The following is a 14,698-nucleotide window of genomic DNA, read 5'->3' as shown; positions in this document are numbered from 1 at the left end:
ATCTCTTCGCTGCCGAAGCCGTCAGCTCCGGATCATATGTAGCCCATTGGCCGGGTCCCGTGCAGGCCATCCGCCGTCATGCATAACGGACTTGCAGGGCCGCCGGTTCAGCGCCCGCCGAGCTCAGGCGCTGCGTGCCAGCACGCCCGACAGGTCGTCGCGCAGCCATTCGGCGATCCGCGGCCAGGCATGCGCGTGGGTGCGCGCGCCCATGAACAGGCCGAGGTGATTGCTCGGCTCGGAAGCCGCAGCAATGAAGGCCGGCGGTGTGCCGAGGAGACCGGCTGTGGCGAGCGCCTGCGCAGCCGGCACGACGTCGTCGTCGAGCCCGGCAAGCAGGAACACCGGCGCCTTGACATCCTTCAGATCGACCGTGCGGCCAAGAGCCTTGAAGCTGCCGCGGGCGATCTGGTTCTCCCGGAAGATCCGGTTGACGATCTCCAGATAATAGGTGCCCGGCAGATCGAGCGTCTCCGCGTTCCAGCGCTCGAAGCGCGCGAGCAGCGCCGCGCCCTCCTCGTCCAACAGGTCTCTCTGCAACGCTGCCACGATATCATCGCGGTTCGGCGGCTTGGACCACAAGCGAAGCATCTCCCCGCCGCTGACATTGCCGCCGCCGCGCGCGACGAGCTGGTCGTAGACCACGCCCGGCGCGTTACGGGTGAGCCGGGAGAGCGAGGACTCGATCGAGAGGTCGACGGGCGCGCCGACCAGCACCAGCCGCCGCACCTTGGCCGGGAAGCGCGCCGCATAGAGCAGCGACAGCCAGCCGCCCTGGCACAGGCCGACCAGATCGACCGGCGCGCCGATCTCGTCGACGGCGACGTTGAGATCGCCGAGATAGCTGTCGATCGAGAGATAGCGCATGTCACGTTTGGCTGACCGCCAATCGGTGAGGTAGATCCGGCCGATGCCGCCGTCCTGCAGGGACCCCACCACACTGTGGCCCGGCGCGAAATCGGCGATCAAGGCCCGATGCAGCGCATAGGGCGCACAGACCAGTACTGGCTGACCGGAGCGCTCTCGCGAGCAATCGCGCAGGTGCATCGTCGCGAGCTCCAGCGCAACGCGGTTGGGCGTCGTCCACGGCAGGTTGCTCTCATCCTGCTCGGCCCGGCCGCGCTCGACCCACCAGAAGCAAGCGTCCATGGCGAGCCGGGCTGCCGTGAACGGCCAGAGCAGCGGCTCATCAGGAGCATGATCCGGTCTGCCCGGCTGTTTGCCGATCTTGTCCACCATGACGTTCTCAAGATCCTTATAGAAACGCCTCGAGGCTGACGACGGAGATGCCGAGGTCGCGAAAGCTGCGATGGGCCGCGGCCACCGAGCCGTCGAGATCGATGCCGCGGCAGGCATCCTCGATCACCGCCACCTGTAACCCCGCCTTGCGCGCATCCTCCGCCGAGAAGCGGACGCAGAAATCCAGCGCGAGACCGGCGAGGAAGACGGTCTTCAGCTCACGTTCGCGCAAATAGCCGAGCAGGCCCGTCGGCGTCTGATGGTCGTTCTCGAACAATGCCGAATAGGAATCGATGCCGCGGCGAAATCCCTTGCGCACCACCAGGCTCGCCCTGACGACGTCGAGATCGCGATGGAATTCGGCGCCCGAAGTGCCCTGCACGCAATGCGCCGGCCAGAGCACCTGGGTGCCGTAGTCGAGCTCGATGGTCTGGAACGGCTGCTTGCCCGCATGGTTCGGCGCGAACGAAACGTGGTCGCGCGGATGCCAGTCCTGGGTCAGCACCACATTGGCGAATTTTTGGGCGATCCGGTTGATGGCGGGGACGACCTTCTCACCGCCGGGAACGGCGAGCGCTCCGCCGGAGCAGAAGTCGTTCTGCACGTCGATCGCCAGCAGCACGTCGCAGTCGGAAATCTTCATCGCCTGTCTCATTCGATGTGCCCGGCGCGCCGGCGCCAGGACAAGCTGCCTGAGTGTCGGTCTTCCCGCGCAGCTTCGCAACCGCCGGCACCGTGCAAAGCTTGCGCGAATTGGTCACCGGAGGACTGCCGGGATGCAACGCTTTGGCCTCGTCCGTGTTGACTAGGTGCACCCGAGGGCGGATTCTCGCACTGTTCGCGCAGGCGGATCGGGTCGAAAAGTGGAGGACAGGGGTGCCGCGGCCGCGAGGCGGCGGCAGCCACGAGGGCGGCATGAATATCGGCAAGACAGGACAGATTCTTCTCGCCGATATCGGCGGCACCAATGCACGCTTCGCGCTGAGCCGGAGCGAATTGGCTCAAGGCGATCAAGACGGACCGATCGAGTATGTGAAGGTCGCCGACTTCCCGACCGTCCGGGAGGCCATCGCGGACGTCCTGGCGCGCCGGGCCGGTGGCGAGCAGCCCCGCAGGGCCGTGCTGGCCGTGGCGGGTCCCGTCACCAACAACCGCTGCGTCATGACCAACAGTCCCTGGGTCATCGACGGCAACGAGCTGCAACCGGCCCTGGGCTTCGAGAGCGTCCACGTGCTCAACGATTTCGAGGTCGTCGCCTGGTCCCTGCCCGCCTTGCAGCCTGCCGATTTGATCTCGCTCGGCGGTCAGGAGGGCCTGCCCGGAGAGCCCTTGCTGGTGGTCGGACCTGGAACCGGCTTTGGCGTCTCCTGTCTGGTCGAACGCCATGGCGCGCGCCTTGCCGTTGTCACCGAAGCCGGACACGCGACCCTGCCGGCGGAGAACGAGCGCGAGGAACGCGTGATCGCGTGCTTGCGCCGACGTCTCGGCCATGTCTCGATCGAGCGTGGCGCGCTCTCGGGTTCCGGACTACAGAATCTCTACGAAGCCTTGGCGGAGGTCGACGGCGCTCAGGTGCCGCATCGCGACGCTGCGGCCATCACCAAAGCCGCCCTCGAAGGCAGTTGTCCCGTCAGCCGCGCCACGCTCGATATGTTTTGCGCCATCCTCGGCTCGGTCGCCGGCAATCTCGCGGTGACGTTCGGCGCCCGCGGTGGCGTCTATATCGCCGGGGGAATTGTCCCGCGCTTTCCCGAGTTTCTGATGGACTCCCCGTTCCGGGCACGTTTCGAAGCCAAGGGCCGGTTCCAGGACTATTTGCGCAACATCCCGACCAGGCTGGTGACCAAGCCCGATGCCAGCTTCGTCGGCCTGAAGATGTTTGCGGAGTCCAATCTGGATTAAGATCAGGTTATCAGTCCTGCTTCCGGTTCCAGCAATTCACAGCTGAATGCGGCGCACGCGTGGTTCCCCACAGGATCCTGCTTGTGTGCGTGTTCCAGATGAGAAACAATCCTGCCTTGTATGTGGGGTGGCTGCGGGGGCGTAACATGCGTAAGCAGGATCTCGGTTTTGACTATCACCGCTATCATCGCCTGCTGAGCGAGGCGGATGACGAAAACAAGCGGCTGGCCCTCATCGACCTCCTGATCGAGGAAAAGGCGCGAGACCGGCTGGCCGCCCAGCGCGCTTCGGACCGCGCGGCCATGACGGCCCACACCATTGCGACGGTGCTGAAGAACGGCCGCAACTGAGACTTGCAATCCGGCCGGGGCCGATGAGAACGCGGGATTGGATTGCGACTCCGTTAACGACGCCTCGCAATCTCATGTCAAACTTTTTGCTCTAGAAGTTCCCTCACCTGATGCAATTCAGGATCAACAAGGGGGCAATGAACATGAGCATGATTTCGATCGCCGCGATGCCGGCCGTCGTCGAAACGCGTTTCGCCAATTCGTCCTTCAAGACCATCTTGCTGTTCTGCTGCACGGGCCTGGTCGCCTCGTTCGGCCTGATGGCACATGGCATCGACCTCGGTGCCGGCCTGATGTGAGATTGCGACAAGATCCGTCGCCAAATGGCCGCCCCAAAAGGGCGGCCATTTTCGTTGGCGGCGTTCTCGCCGTCACGTGGCCGGCGCCCTTGCCGTAACTTAATGCGGCGCGTTGACCGGAGCTCCCGGAAACATCGAATCGATCATCGCCTTCAGCTGATCCATCGCGATCGGCTTGCGCAGGATCGGCCGGCGCCGGAGCAAGGACGGCAGCAATTCAGGTCCGTAGCCGGTGGCGAACAGAAACGGCTTTCCGCGACGTTCGATCAGATCGGCGACGGGATCGACGTAGACGCCCATGAGATTGATGTCGAGGATCGCCAGATCGTATTGCGCGGTCATGGCGAACGCGCTCGCGTCCCGTACATTGTCCGCTTCCGCGACGACGTGATGGCCGAGTTCCACCACCATGTCGGCCATCATCATCCGGATCAACGCCTCGTCTTCGACCAGGAAAACGGAGAGTCCGTCCGCCATATCAACCCCGCAGTCAGCCTTGCGAAGCTAACCATACATCAATTGCGGAAAGGATTCACGAAATCGTGGCGGGCGCCGTTAATTCAGACGCGCCCGATCCGATTCAACTTGATTAATCCAATCCGCGCTCGTGGCTCAGGCGCACCATCTCCTGAATGAAGACCTGCTTCTGCTTGTCGTCGAGGCTCGAAAACAGCGGCTCGGCGGCATCCGCGACATTGCGCTGATCGGCGGCCCGGTCGATCAAGAATTGCGACTCGTTGCGCATCTGCTCGATGATGTCGTCGGGCGGATCCCGCTTGGCGCGCGCAACCCGCAAGTTGAGCCGCTCCGCGCCATTATGCCCCAGGTAGTGCATAGCGCTCGAAAAGCCGTACCAGTGCTTCTCCTGATCGGGCGTGAGATTCAGCTCGGTCTTGATCCGCTCGATATAGGCATCGCTGTTGGCGACGATCTGTTCGGCGGTCTGCTGCGGCGCGCCAGGCTGGGTGAGGACTGTAACGTCCTTATTATTGTCTTTGCCTTGCGGTGCGTTCTTCGCCTCCTTGCTCGCCTTGGAGCCCTTGCCCGCTTTGGCCCCCTTGGCATCCTTGTCCTTGGCGGCGCCCTGCTGCTTGGCGTCCTTGCCCGCATCCTTGCCAGCGTCCTTGGCGGCCGGGGCCTGATTGCCATTGTTGTTGCCGACGCCGAGCACACCGGTGAAAACGCCAACCACGCCGCCAATTGCGCCGCCCAGCACGCCACCGACCGGACCTGCCGCCTTGTTGCCGGCCGCCGCACCATCCTGAACGCCCTTGACCAAACCTTGGGCATTGGACACCGCGGAGGCACCGAGCAGCAGCGCGAGCACGGCCCCCAGCGCGAAGCATCGCCGCATGTGAAGCCGCGCTGACGGCGCCGGGTTGATCATTCTCGTCTCCATCCTCGATCTGACTCGCCTGTTGGGCAGCCGGGGCGCCCGCCGCAACTCTATCGTTTCCGCCGCTTCGCGGTCCAGCCGCAGCCAATTGCTGTCCACGCGGGAAAAGTCTTTCGCGCGAAGCGTTTATGCAGGCTTATTCGAAACTGCGGCGTAATTGCGCACGGCGCGGTCCTGGCCGGTTCATGCCAAGTGTGCGTCGCAAAAACATGCGCGCGCAGCTCACGACCGGCACAATACGCCGACCTTCCGGGACACAACGTTAGTTCTATGTGCAGGCCGTTCGGCTTTCTCGACAGACGCAGTCAATCATGATCTGATCGCGCTACCAATTTGCCGCGGCTTCATGCATTGCCATGTGGCCGACGGCATCAATAAGAAAATCGAACAACAAGAACTTGAAAAAGAAGTCTTAGAGGAAACTCCAACAACAACACCCAGGCGAGGAAACGAGATGTCACGCAAGAAACTGACGCGACGTCAATTTGTGGCTGCCACTGCAATGTCCTCCGCGGCGCTGATCACGGCGCCCTATGTCCGGGGCGCCTACGCCGCCGGCAAACTCTCGATCGGCTTCTGGGATCATTGGGTGCCAGGCGCCAACAAGGCCTCGACCGATCTGGTCAATGAATGGGCCGCGAAGGAGAAGGTCGAGGTCTCCATCGACTACATCACCAGCAACAACAAGAAGATCGAGCTCACCGCCGCGGCGGAAGCCCAGGCCAAGTCCGGTCACGACATCCTTCAGATGCCGAGCTGGTGGCCGCAGGCCTATTCCGAAAATCTTGAACCGCTCAACGACGTCATGGAGCCGCTGCTCAAGCAGAATGGCGAGGTCAACGGCACCGTCAAATATCTCGGGCAATCGGGCGGCAAATGGCTCGCAGTGCCCGCGACACCCGGCAGCCAAATCAAGGGCCCCTGCTCGCGCATCGATCTGATGAAGAAGCATGCCGGCATCGACGTGCAGGAGATGTATCCGGCCGGCGGCCCCCCCAAGGTCGAGAACTGGACCATGGAGACCTTCCTGAAGGCCGCCGAGGCCTGCCACAAGGCCGGCGTTCCCTTCGGCATCGGTCTCGGCGAGACCACCGACAGCGTCGACACCGCCGGCGCGATCTTCCAGTCGTTCGGCGCCGAGCTCGTCAACGCCAAGGGCGATATCACGGTGAAGACCGATCAGGTTCGCCAGGCCATGGAGTTCTACAAGAAGCTGATCGCCTTCCTGCCGTCGGATGCGCCGTCCTGGGACGACGCCTCCAACAACAAATGGCTGATCTCCGGCCGCGGCGCGATGATCCTGAACCCGCCGAGCGCATGGGCCGTTGCCAAGCGCGACGCACCGCAGGTCGCCGAGCAATGCTGGACACACGGCTTCCCGTCCGGGCCGAAGGGACGGTTCGCGCCATACCTGCCCTACTTCTGGGGCGTCTGGAGTTTTGGCAAGAACAAGGAGGCGGCCAAGAGCCTGCTGGTTCACATGTCATCGCCCTCGTCGATCGCCAAGTTCGTCGCGGTGAGCGGCGGCTACGATCTGCCGGCCTATGCGAACATGACCAAGCTCAAGACCTGGGAGGAGGAAGGGCCGCCGAAGGGAACGCTCTTCCATTATCCGGACCCCTACAAGCACCAGACGCTGTCGATCGCAGCGTCGCCGGCGCCGCCCAAAATCGCGCAGCAGATCTACTTCCAGGCGACGCTGACCAAGATGGCGCTGCGTTTTGCGCGCGGCGAAACCATGGATCAGGCGCTCGCCTGGGCCGAGGGCGAGTGCGAAGGCTTCATGCGGAGCTAGGTGGGGCTTGACCGGGCGGGTTCACGCCATGTGCGTGCGCCCGCCCGCATCCCGTTCTCCGATCCGCATGACCGCGAAGCCGACCCTCTGCCGGCTTCGCGGCTGGAGAGTTGCAAGAATGCTGACTTAAGGAAGCTGAGATGGCTGATGTCGTCGTCGAGCAAGGTCGCGTTGTCCGTGCGACGGGCGCGCGAAAGGGATCGAGCCTGCGCAACGTGCTTGGGCGAAAATCGACGGTTGCGTTCTTCCTGACGCTGCCGCTGATCCTCCTGATCCTGCTGCTCGTGCTCTATCCCGCCCTCTACTCGATTCACCTCGCGACGCTGAACAAGGCGATGACGAAGTTCGTCGGCCTCAGCAACTTCACCTTCCTGTTCAAGCGCGAGACGTTCTGGATGGTGGTGCGGCAATCCTGCATCTTCGCGGTCACCGCCGTGATCTTCAAGGCGCTGATTGGCTTCATCGTCGCGCATTTCGTCCACAACATACCGGGCAAGAAACAACGCAAATGGCGTGGCATGTTGCTTGTGCCCTGGGTGATCCCGCCGGCGATGAGCACGTTGGCATGGCTGTGGCTGTTCGATCCCTCCTACAGCGCCTTCAACTACACGCTTTCCTTCTTCGGTGTCGGGCCCATCCCCTGGCTCGGCGACACCTTCTGGGCGCGTTTCTCCGTCATCCTCGTCAACGTCTGGTACGGCGCGCCGTTCTTCCTGATCATGTATCTGGCCGCGCTGAAATCCGTGCCCGACCAGCTGTACGAAGCCGCGGAAATCGACGGCGCCAACTGGTGGCAGAAGATCTGGCACATCACCTTGCCGATGATGCGTAATATCATCGCGATCACCACCTTGTTCTCGCTGATCGTCACCTTCGCCAATTTCGACATCGTGCGCATCCTGACATCGGGCGGCCCGCTGGATACGACGCATCTGTTCGCCACCTGGGCGTTCCAGGTCGGCATCCAGAGCAGCGACATTCCGCTCGGCGCCTGCGTCTCGCTGTTCATGGTGCCGATCCTGGCGGTCGCTGCGATCTTCATCCTGCGCGATGTCAACAAACGCGGAAACGAAGCCTGATGAGCACACTCGCAATCGACAAGGCCGGACCGTCCCGCAAGGTCAAATACGGCAGCATGAGCCGCGACCGCATCTGGGCGCTGCGCTGGTCCTATTTCTTCCTGGTGCTGTTCGCGATCTTCTTCCTGACGCCGCCGGTCTACATGCTGATCACCTCGCTCAAGAGCAGTGCGGAGATCTCGGCGGCAACCAACCCGTGGTGGGTATTTCACCCAACGCTCTCGAACTATGTCGAGCTGTTGAGCTCGAACCAGTTTCTGCGCTTCTTCTGGAATTCGTCGATCATCTCGATCATCGTGGTGATCGTGACCATGATGATCAGCATCCCCGCGGCCTTCGCATTGGCCCGGATGAAGTTCTGGGGCTCGGCGACACTCGCGACCGGTGTGTTCCTCACCTACCTGATTCCGGACAGCCTTCTGTTCATTCCCTTGTTCAAGGTGCTCGGGATGGTTCAGGACCTGACCGGCATCACGCTGCTCAACCGATGGTACGTGCTGGTGTTCATCTATCCGACGCTGACCGTGCCGTTCTGCACCTGGATCATGATCGGCTACTTCGCCTCGATCCCGAAGGAGCTGGATGAGGCCGCCCTCATCGACGGTGCCTCCTGGCTCCAGACCCTGACGCGCATCTTCATCCCCGTCGCGCTGCCCGGACTGATCGCCGCAACCATCTTCGCTTTTACGGTGTCCTGGGCCCAGTTCCTCTATCCCCTGGTGTTCACGACGTCGGTGGATCAGCTCGTGCTGCCGGTCGGCATCACCACCACGCTGATCAAGGGCGACGTCTTCAACTGGGGACAGATCATGACCGGCGCACTGCTTGGCGCCGCGCCGCCGTTGATCATCTACGCTTTCCTGATGGACTACTACATTGCCGGCCTGACCGCCGGTGCGACAAAGGGTTGATATCTCATGGCTGACGTTGCTTTGCGGAAGGTAGTTAAGCGTTACGACGACGTCGAAGCCGTGCGCGGCATCGATCTCGACATCGCAGACCATGAGTTCATCGTGCTGGTCGGTCCCTCCGGCTGCGGCAAGTCGACGACGCTGCGCATGATCGCGGGGCTCGAGGACATCAGCGACGGCGACATCATGATCGGCGGCGACGTCGTCAACGACGTGCCGCCGAAGGACCGCGACATCGCGATGGTGTTCCAGAACTACGCACTCTATCCGCACATGACGGTCGCGGAGAACATGTCCTTCGGGCTGCGCCTGAAGCATTATCCCAAGGCCGAGATCACGGCGCGGGTTACGGAAGCCGCTCGCCTCCTCGACATCACCGACCTGATCGACCGCAAGCCGAAGCAGCTCTCCGGCGGCCAGCGCCAGCGCGTCGCGATGGGCCGGGCCATCGTGCGCAACCCAAAAGTCTTCTTATTCGACGAGCCGCTGTCCAATCTCGACGCCAAGCTCCGCGTGCAGATGCGGATCGAGATCAAGAAAGTGCATCAGAAGGTGCGCACCACCACCGTCTACGTCACCCACGACCAGGTCGAGGCGATGACGCTGGCCGACCGCGTCGTCGTGATGAACAAGGGACGGATCGAGCAGATCGGCACGCCTAACGAGCTCTATCACAAGCCAGCCACACGCTTCGTCGCCGGCTTCATCGGCTCGCCCGCGATGAACTTCATCCCGTGCCGGCTCGAGGATGTCGGCGGCACGCTGCAGATCCGCATCACCGACCGCATCGCCTTCGCGCTGCCGCCGGCCCGGGCCGCGCGCTATAACGCGCTGCCGCGCACCGAGAAGCTGCTCCTCGGCCTCCGGCCCGAGCATCTCACCGAGGCGCACGCGCATCTCGAGCCCGGCGTCGAGACCTTCGACACCGTGCTCGACGTCACCGAGCCGATGGGAATGGAGACGCTGGTCTATTTCGGGCTCGAGGGCACGCCGGTTTGCGGACGTGTCAATCCCAATGCCGGCGCCAAGGACGGGGCACCCATGCGTTTGGCGATGGACCTCAACAATATGCACCTGCTAAACGAGGCGACCGGCGTCGTGTTGTGACGCCGGTTCAAGAAACTCGCGCAGGCAGGGGACGATGGCGACCAACAAGAAGAAGATTTTCGTTACGCAAACTTTGTCGCAAGGGGCACGCGCCCTCCTCACCCAGCGCGACGATATCGAGCTCGTCGAGTTTCCGAACCTGATCTCGGCGAAAGACTTCGAGGCCTTGCTGAAGAGCCACGCGCCGGTCCACGGTGTCGCCCTCGGCGCCACCGCCTTCGGCGAGACCGAGCTCGAAGCGTCGAAAGACATGAAGGTGGTGACCCGCATCGGTGTCGGCTACGACGCCGTCGACGTGCCCGCCCTTTCCCGCCGCAAGGTGCCGCTGATGGTCGCGGGCAGCGCAAACTCGCCTTCGGTCGCGGAGGCGGCGCTGTTCATGATGCTGACGCTGTCCAAGCGCGCACAGGAGCTGCATGCCTGCGTCAAGGACGGCAAATGGGCCGACCGGCTCGGCATGCTGCCATTCGATCTCTACGGCAAGACCCTGCTGGTCATCGGCTTCGGCCGCATCGGCAGCCGTACCGCCAAGCGCTGCCTGGCATTGGAAATGAAGGTGCAGGTCTACGATCCCTACAAGCCTGCCGCGGAGATCAAGGCCGCGGGCTGCGAGCCCGTCGCCGACCTTGATGCCGCGCTGCCTCATGCCGATTTCGTCACCATCCACTGCCCGAAGACGCCGGAGACGATCGGCCTGTTCGATACTGACAGGATCGGCCGGATGAAGCCGAGATCCTATCTCATCAACACCGCGCGCGGCGGTATCGTGAAGGAAGCGGCGCTCTACGACGCCCTGGTTTCCGGCAAGCTCGCCGGCGCCGGCATCGACGTGTTCGAGGTGGAGCCGCCGCCGGTCAGCAACGCGCTGTTCGCCCTGCCCAACGTCATCATCGCCCCGCATGTCGCGGGCGTCACGGTCGAGGCGGTCCAGCGCATGAGCGAGCAGACCGCGCGCAACATCCTGAGTGTGCTGGACGGCGATCCGATCCGGCAGAACGTGATCAATCAGGACGTGCTGGGCTGAGCGAGCTCCGGGCGGGCGACGCAAGCGCCCGCCTTCGGAACGCCAGAAAGCGTCCCATTTTGGTGCAGATCGAGCCCCAACTCAGCCTTAATCAAACGCGCGTAATAAGCGAGGCCGCGGCGGCAGTGGGACAGAACTAGCCGGCCGCGTCGAGCTGGAGGATGGACCCTTGTCAGATATCGACCCGACCGACCACGCGCTGGCGACCATCGCCAGCATTTTGGAGAACCCCGAGCCCGTCCTCGTGGTCCGCCAGACCGAGACCGAAGTGGTCCGTCACACCGAGACCGAAATCGTGGTCGCTGGAGACCGTGGGCATCTGGCTTCCGATGAGCAGGCAGTGATCGACGAGCAGCCGGCTCTCGAACAACATCCTGTTGTCGAGGAGCAGCCGCTGGTGCCGGAGCACACCGATGCCGACGGCTACAGCAAGGTGGGGCCCGGCCCGATGGTGGCGATCCGTCTCAAATGGACGGTCCATCGCGGCGATGACGGACAGTATTACGTCCACGAGACCATCGGCGAACAATCCGCGCCCGTGGTCAGCGGCCCCATGACGAGCGAGGCCGCGGTGCATTTCGTCGACACCCAGGAAGACGAGGCGCAGCGGCGCTTCGAGCTACTGCGCAGCGAGATCGCCGGCCGCAGCTCACTTGCCGATTACGAGCGCAAGGGCGAAGCCTAGCGCTGCCGCCTTTCTCCGTGCACCTCTCCCCGCTGGGAGAGTGCACGCCAAGCCTCTATTTTCTTCCGAGATAATCCTTCTTCACGAGCTCGACGCCGGCGTGCCGCAACAGGTCGTAGGCGGTCGTGACGTGAAAGAAGAACTGCGGGACGCTGAACGTCAGCAGCAGCGTCCGCCCTGTGAAGGGCAGCTCGGTCCCGTTCTTCAGCTTGAAGAAGACATTGCGCTCCGCCGCCGCCTCGATCTCCGCGCGGGGCAGGCTTCCAATGAACTCGAGCGAGGTCGCGATGCGCGCCTGAAGCCCGGCCATGTCGTGCTCCAGTGCCGGCAGCGCCACCGGCTCGCACTCTGCCAGCAAGGCCGGCGCGACAGTGGCGTGGCGGCAGGCCTCGCCGACCTGCTGCGCCAAATCGTACATGTTCGGCGCAAGGCGCATGCCGAGCAGGACCGCCGGATTGAACTTGCGGGCCTCCGCATAGGCGACACCCTTGTCGAGCAGGACCGACAGGTTACGCAAATACGGCACGAAGAGGCCGACCGAGGCCTCGTACATCGAGATTGTCACGTCGAGATTCCTTTCAATTCCGCCTCGCCAGAAGCTCCCATCTGGTCTAAATCCACGCCGTAATGAGCTGCACAATGACAGCTTGCGCTGGGGTGGAGAAGAGATGATCGTTCGAATCGCATTGGCTATGGCCGTCGCACTGCTGGCAACCCTTTCGGCCCATGCGCAGCAGGCGCCCTCGCGCCTGGATGAGATCGTCAAGCGCGGCACCTTGCGCGTCGGCATGACCGGCGACTACAAGCCCTTCACCTATCTGGACAAGGCGACGCAGAAATTCGGCGGCTTCGACGTCGACATGGCGGAGGCGCTAGGCAAGGCGCTCGGGGTCAAGGTCGAGTTCGTGCCGACCGCCTGGCCGAAGCTGATGAAGGATTTCGAGGCCGACCAGTTCGACATCGCGATGGGCGGCGTCTCGGTCACGCTCGACCGGCAGAAGAAGGGCTTCTTCTCGACGCCGATCATGCGCGAGGGCAAGACGCCGATCGCCCGCTGCGCCGACGTCGGCAAATACCAGAGCATCGCCGACATCGACAAGAAGGGCACTCGCGTCATCGTCAATCCCGGCGGCACCAACGAGCGCTTCGCACGCGCCAACATCAAGGATGCCGACATCACCGTCTTCCCCGACAACACCGTGATTTTCGACGAGATCGCCAAGGGCAATGCCGATCTCATGATGACGGACGCCTCGGAGACGCGCTACCAGCAGAAGCAGCACCAGGGCGTGCTGTGCGCCGTGCATCCGGAAAAACCCTTCGATTTTTCCGAGAAGGCCTACTGGCTTCAGCGCGACATGGCGCTGAAGGCCTTCGTCGACCAGTGGCTGCACATTTCCATGGAGGACGGCAGCTACTGGAAGATCTACGCCGCCTGGTTCGATTAGAGCGATCTCAAGGACCGGTCGCGTCAGGACAGACGCCGTGACGCGATGAGCCGGAATCCCGTTCCGATTGCATTGGAACGGCGCTTCCGGCCGCGTCCTCCTGTCGCTTGCCCCGGCCAAACTTTGGACGGGCCCTTGGCCTATTGAACCCGACACCGCAGGACGACGACTCATACCGTGACAGTGATCTAGATCACGTTTTGGAATGCCGCCGGTGCGTAAGCCGTCGGTACGGGGACCACCTGTTCAGGAGATGGAAATGAGGAAGCTGTTGGCCACGGCCGCATTCCTTTTGGCGAGCACCGCTGCGCAGGCGCAGTACACTTTCGAATATGGCGGGCGCACCATTCGCATCGACCCGGACCGCGGCACGGTGCAAATCCCCGGCGTGTACGACAACACCCCCCAGCCCAAGGCCAAGAAGGCTAAGAAGAACGAGGCGTCTCCGGGCCAGCAGCCGCCGCAGCAAGCCACGGTCGAGCCGCAAGCGCCGGCCGCGCCAGCCCCCGCGCCCGTCACCACACCGCCCGCCGCCGCCGTGCAGGCGCCCGCACCCGCTGCCGCAGCCCCACCGCCGGCTCCGCCTGCGGCGGCAACGGCCAGCAACGCGCCGGCCGAGACGGCAGTGTTGCCGCCGGCCGCGCCTCCTCCGGCACCTGCGCCAGTCGAGCAGCAGGCAGCGCCCGCCGCAGCACCGCCGCCGGCCCCCGCAGTGGCTGCGGCGCCACCGGCTCCGCCTCCGCCTCCCGCGCCGGCCCCTGCTCCCGTTCAGGCCGCTGCCGTCGCCCCGCCCGCTCCAGCAGCCGCCCCCACGCGCGATCTCAATTCACCGCTCGGCGTCTGGCTCACCGAGGAGAAGGAAGGCAAGGTCCGCATCGAGCAATGCGGCACCAATCTGTGCGGCTATTCGGTCGACGGCAAATCGAACCAGAACGGCGAGCAGGTTCTGATCAACATGAAGCCCGGCAAGGACCAGAAGTGGTCCGGGCGCATCCTCGATCCGAACTCCGGCTCGACTTACGATTCGACGATCGCGATGAAAGGCACCGATCGCCTGCGCGTGCAGGGCTGCGCCTTCGGCGGCATGTTCTGCGGCGGCCAGACATGGACACGGGTCAACTAGGCAGCGCCGAAGCCAACATGGCACAGCTCGGCTGACCTTCTTTCGATTCTCGCTGCAATGGATGACGCGACTGTCAGATGTCAGTCGCGATCTCACGCCGATGAGCCGGAGCCTCATGTGGTGCGCTTGCTCGATTCAAGGGCTCCATTGTGAACCATTTCATACTCCGCACGCGATCGTTGCTTCTAGTCTGGATTGATCGCCAGACTATTTGCGACTTTCATACTACGCAGTAGGCACCGTTTCGCCGAGATGAGTAGACCGAAAAGAGCCGCTTCTCGACGCTCTGTCGGCGCCGGTATGCGTAAGCGAGCGAGGTTGTTATGGAGGAACTCCGTGC

Annotated in this window: 16 protein-coding genes; 11 read left to right on the top strand and 5 right to left on the bottom strand. The window is 63.4% G+C overall.

Translation table 11 applies throughout. The annotated features are described in order from the left end of the window. Positions 1-123 precede the first annotated feature (123 nt). Together XH83_RS17255 and pncA are read right to left on the bottom strand one after the other, a co-directional pair. Positions 124-1,239: an alpha/beta fold hydrolase gene (locus tag XH83_RS17255; protein WP_194408108.1), complete on the bottom strand. Its 1,116-nt coding sequence runs from the start codon at positions 1,237-1,239 to the stop codon at positions 124-126. Positions 1,240-1,255: 16 nt separating this feature from the next. Further along, positions 1,256-1,894 (bottom strand): bifunctional nicotinamidase/pyrazinamidase, encoded by a 639-nt coding sequence (pncA, locus tag XH83_RS17250; RefSeq protein WP_194408107.1) that lies wholly within the window; start codon positions 1,892-1,894, stop codon positions 1,256-1,258. A 260-nt stretch (positions 1,895-2,154) separates the two neighbouring features. Here pncA and glk point away from each other — a divergent pair, with 260 nt between their 5' ends. The 3 genes from glk (at position 2,155) to XH83_RS17235 (ending at position 3,790) form a co-directional block, all read left to right on the top strand. Next, positions 2,155-3,141 (top strand): glucokinase, encoded by a 987-nt coding sequence (glk, locus tag XH83_RS17245; protein WP_194408296.1) that lies wholly within the window; start codon positions 2,155-2,157, stop codon positions 3,139-3,141. A 146-nt stretch (positions 3,142-3,287) separates the two neighbouring features. Then, positions 3,288-3,491, top strand: coding sequence for a hypothetical protein (locus tag XH83_RS17240; RefSeq protein WP_194408106.1), 204 nt, complete (start codon positions 3,288-3,290; stop codon positions 3,489-3,491). A 143-nt stretch (positions 3,492-3,634) separates the two neighbouring features. Further along, positions 3,635-3,790, top strand: coding sequence for a hypothetical protein (locus XH83_RS17235; RefSeq protein WP_194408105.1), 156 nt, complete (start codon positions 3,635-3,637; stop codon positions 3,788-3,790). A gap of 99 nt (positions 3,791-3,889) precedes the next feature. On the opposite strand, the gene XH83_RS17230 is transcribed toward XH83_RS17235, so the two are convergent. Both XH83_RS17230 and XH83_RS17225 read right to left on the bottom strand, forming a co-directional pair. Beyond that, a complete protein-coding gene (locus XH83_RS17230; RefSeq protein ID WP_194408104.1) occupies positions 3,890-4,267 on the bottom strand; it encodes a response regulator in 378 nt (125 codons plus the stop codon). Positions 4,268-4,379: 112 nt separating this feature from the next. Continuing rightward, a complete protein-coding gene (locus tag XH83_RS17225) occupies positions 4,380-5,177 on the bottom strand; it encodes a Spy/CpxP family protein refolding chaperone (protein WP_194408103.1) in 798 nt (265 codons plus the stop codon). 463 nt (positions 5,178-5,640) lie between these two features. On the opposite strand from XH83_RS17225, the gene XH83_RS17220 reads away from it, so the two are divergent. From XH83_RS17220 to XH83_RS17195, 6 genes are all read left to right on the top strand, one after another. Next, positions 5,641-6,981 (top strand): ABC transporter substrate-binding protein, encoded by a 1,341-nt coding sequence (locus XH83_RS17220; RefSeq protein ID WP_194408102.1) that lies wholly within the window; start codon positions 5,641-5,643, stop codon positions 6,979-6,981. Between the two features lie 140 nt (positions 6,982-7,121). Then, positions 7,122-8,060: a carbohydrate ABC transporter permease gene (locus tag XH83_RS17215; RefSeq protein WP_194408101.1), complete on the top strand. Its 939-nt coding sequence runs from the start codon at positions 7,122-7,124 to the stop codon at positions 8,058-8,060. Beyond that, positions 8,060-8,971 carry a carbohydrate ABC transporter permease gene (locus tag XH83_RS17210; protein WP_194408100.1) on the top strand — a complete coding sequence of 304 codons (912 nt, stop codon included), beginning with the start codon at positions 8,060-8,062 and terminating at the stop codon, positions 8,969-8,971. Before XH83_RS17215 ends, XH83_RS17210 begins: the two co-directional genes overlap by 1 nt. Positions 8,972-8,977: 6 nt before the next feature. Further along, positions 8,978-10,078, top strand: coding sequence for an ABC transporter ATP-binding protein (locus XH83_RS17205; RefSeq protein ID WP_194408099.1), 1,101 nt, complete (start codon positions 8,978-8,980; stop codon positions 10,076-10,078). Positions 10,079-10,112: 34 nt separating this feature from the next. After that, positions 10,113-11,102 carry a hydroxyacid dehydrogenase gene (locus XH83_RS17200; RefSeq protein ID WP_194408098.1) on the top strand — a complete coding sequence of 330 codons (990 nt, stop codon included), beginning with the start codon at positions 10,113-10,115 and terminating at the stop codon, positions 11,100-11,102. A 169-nt stretch (positions 11,103-11,271) separates the two neighbouring features. Further along, positions 11,272-11,787, top strand: a complete 516-nt coding sequence (locus XH83_RS17195; RefSeq protein WP_194408097.1) for a hypothetical protein — start codon at positions 11,272-11,274, stop codon at positions 11,785-11,787. Positions 11,788-11,842: 55 nt separating this feature from the next. Here XH83_RS17195 and XH83_RS17190 read toward each other — a convergent pair whose 3' ends face one another. Beyond that, entirely contained in the window at positions 11,843-12,340 is a 498-nt protein-coding gene (locus tag XH83_RS17190) for a DUF1993 family protein (protein WP_194408295.1), read from the bottom strand. A 115-nt stretch (positions 12,341-12,455) separates the two neighbouring features. On the opposite strand from XH83_RS17190, the gene XH83_RS17185 reads away from it, so the two are divergent. Continuing rightward, on the top strand, positions 12,456-13,235 hold the full coding sequence (locus XH83_RS17185; protein ID WP_194408096.1) for a transporter substrate-binding domain-containing protein: 780 nt from the start codon (positions 12,456-12,458) through the stop codon (positions 13,233-13,235). Between the two features lie 259 nt (positions 13,236-13,494). Further along, on the top strand, positions 13,495-14,358 hold the full coding sequence (locus XH83_RS17180) for a DUF2147 domain-containing protein (protein ID WP_194408095.1): 864 nt from the start codon (positions 13,495-13,497) through the stop codon (positions 14,356-14,358). Positions 14,359-14,698 lie beyond the last annotated feature (340 nt).

Origin of the sequence: Bradyrhizobium sp. CCBAU 53351 (assembly GCF_015291745.1) — a bacterium.
GTDB lineage: Bacteria > Pseudomonadota > Alphaproteobacteria > Rhizobiales > Xanthobacteraceae > Bradyrhizobium.
The sequence above is the reverse complement of the archived record's forward strand: the minus strand, read 5'-3'. Positions and strand labels throughout refer to the sequence as shown.

Bases quoted from the DNA above. Each gene is read 5' to 3' on its own strand.
- XH83_RS17255 (WP_194408108.1), bottom strand. From the start codon at position 1,239: ATGGTGGACAAGATCGGCAAACAGCCGGGCAGACCGGATCATGCTCCT.
- pncA (WP_194408107.1), bottom strand. From the start codon at position 1,894: ATGAGACAGGCGATGAAGATTTCCGACTGCGACGTGCTGCTGGCGATC.
- glk (WP_194408296.1), top strand. From the start codon at position 2,155: ATGAATATCGGCAAGACAGGACAGATTCTTCTCGCCGATATCGGCGGC.
- XH83_RS17240 (WP_194408106.1), top strand. From the start codon at position 3,288: ATGCGTAAGCAGGATCTCGGTTTTGACTATCACCGCTATCATCGCCTG.
- XH83_RS17235 (WP_194408105.1), top strand. From the start codon at position 3,635: ATGAGCATGATTTCGATCGCCGCGATGCCGGCCGTCGTCGAAACGCGT.
- XH83_RS17230 (WP_194408104.1), bottom strand. From the start codon at position 4,267: ATGGCGGACGGACTCTCCGTTTTCCTGGTCGAAGACGAGGCGTTGATC.
- XH83_RS17225 (WP_194408103.1), bottom strand. From the start codon at position 5,177: ATGATCAACCCGGCGCCGTCAGCGCGGCTTCACATGCGGCGATGCTTC.
- XH83_RS17220 (WP_194408102.1), top strand. From the start codon at position 5,641: ATGTCACGCAAGAAACTGACGCGACGTCAATTTGTGGCTGCCACTGCA.
- XH83_RS17215 (WP_194408101.1), top strand. From the start codon at position 7,122: ATGGCTGATGTCGTCGTCGAGCAAGGTCGCGTTGTCCGTGCGACGGGC.
- XH83_RS17210 (WP_194408100.1), top strand. From the start codon at position 8,060: ATGAGCACACTCGCAATCGACAAGGCCGGACCGTCCCGCAAGGTCAAA.
- XH83_RS17205 (WP_194408099.1), top strand. From the start codon at position 8,978: ATGGCTGACGTTGCTTTGCGGAAGGTAGTTAAGCGTTACGACGACGTC.
- XH83_RS17200 (WP_194408098.1), top strand. From the start codon at position 10,113: ATGGCGACCAACAAGAAGAAGATTTTCGTTACGCAAACTTTGTCGCAA.
- XH83_RS17190 (WP_194408295.1), bottom strand. From the start codon at position 12,340: ATGTACGAGGCCTCGGTCGGCCTCTTCGTGCCGTATTTGCGTAACCTG.
- XH83_RS17185 (WP_194408096.1), top strand. From the start codon at position 12,456: ATGATCGTTCGAATCGCATTGGCTATGGCCGTCGCACTGCTGGCAACC.
- XH83_RS17180 (WP_194408095.1), top strand. From the start codon at position 13,495: ATGAGGAAGCTGTTGGCCACGGCCGCATTCCTTTTGGCGAGCACCGCT.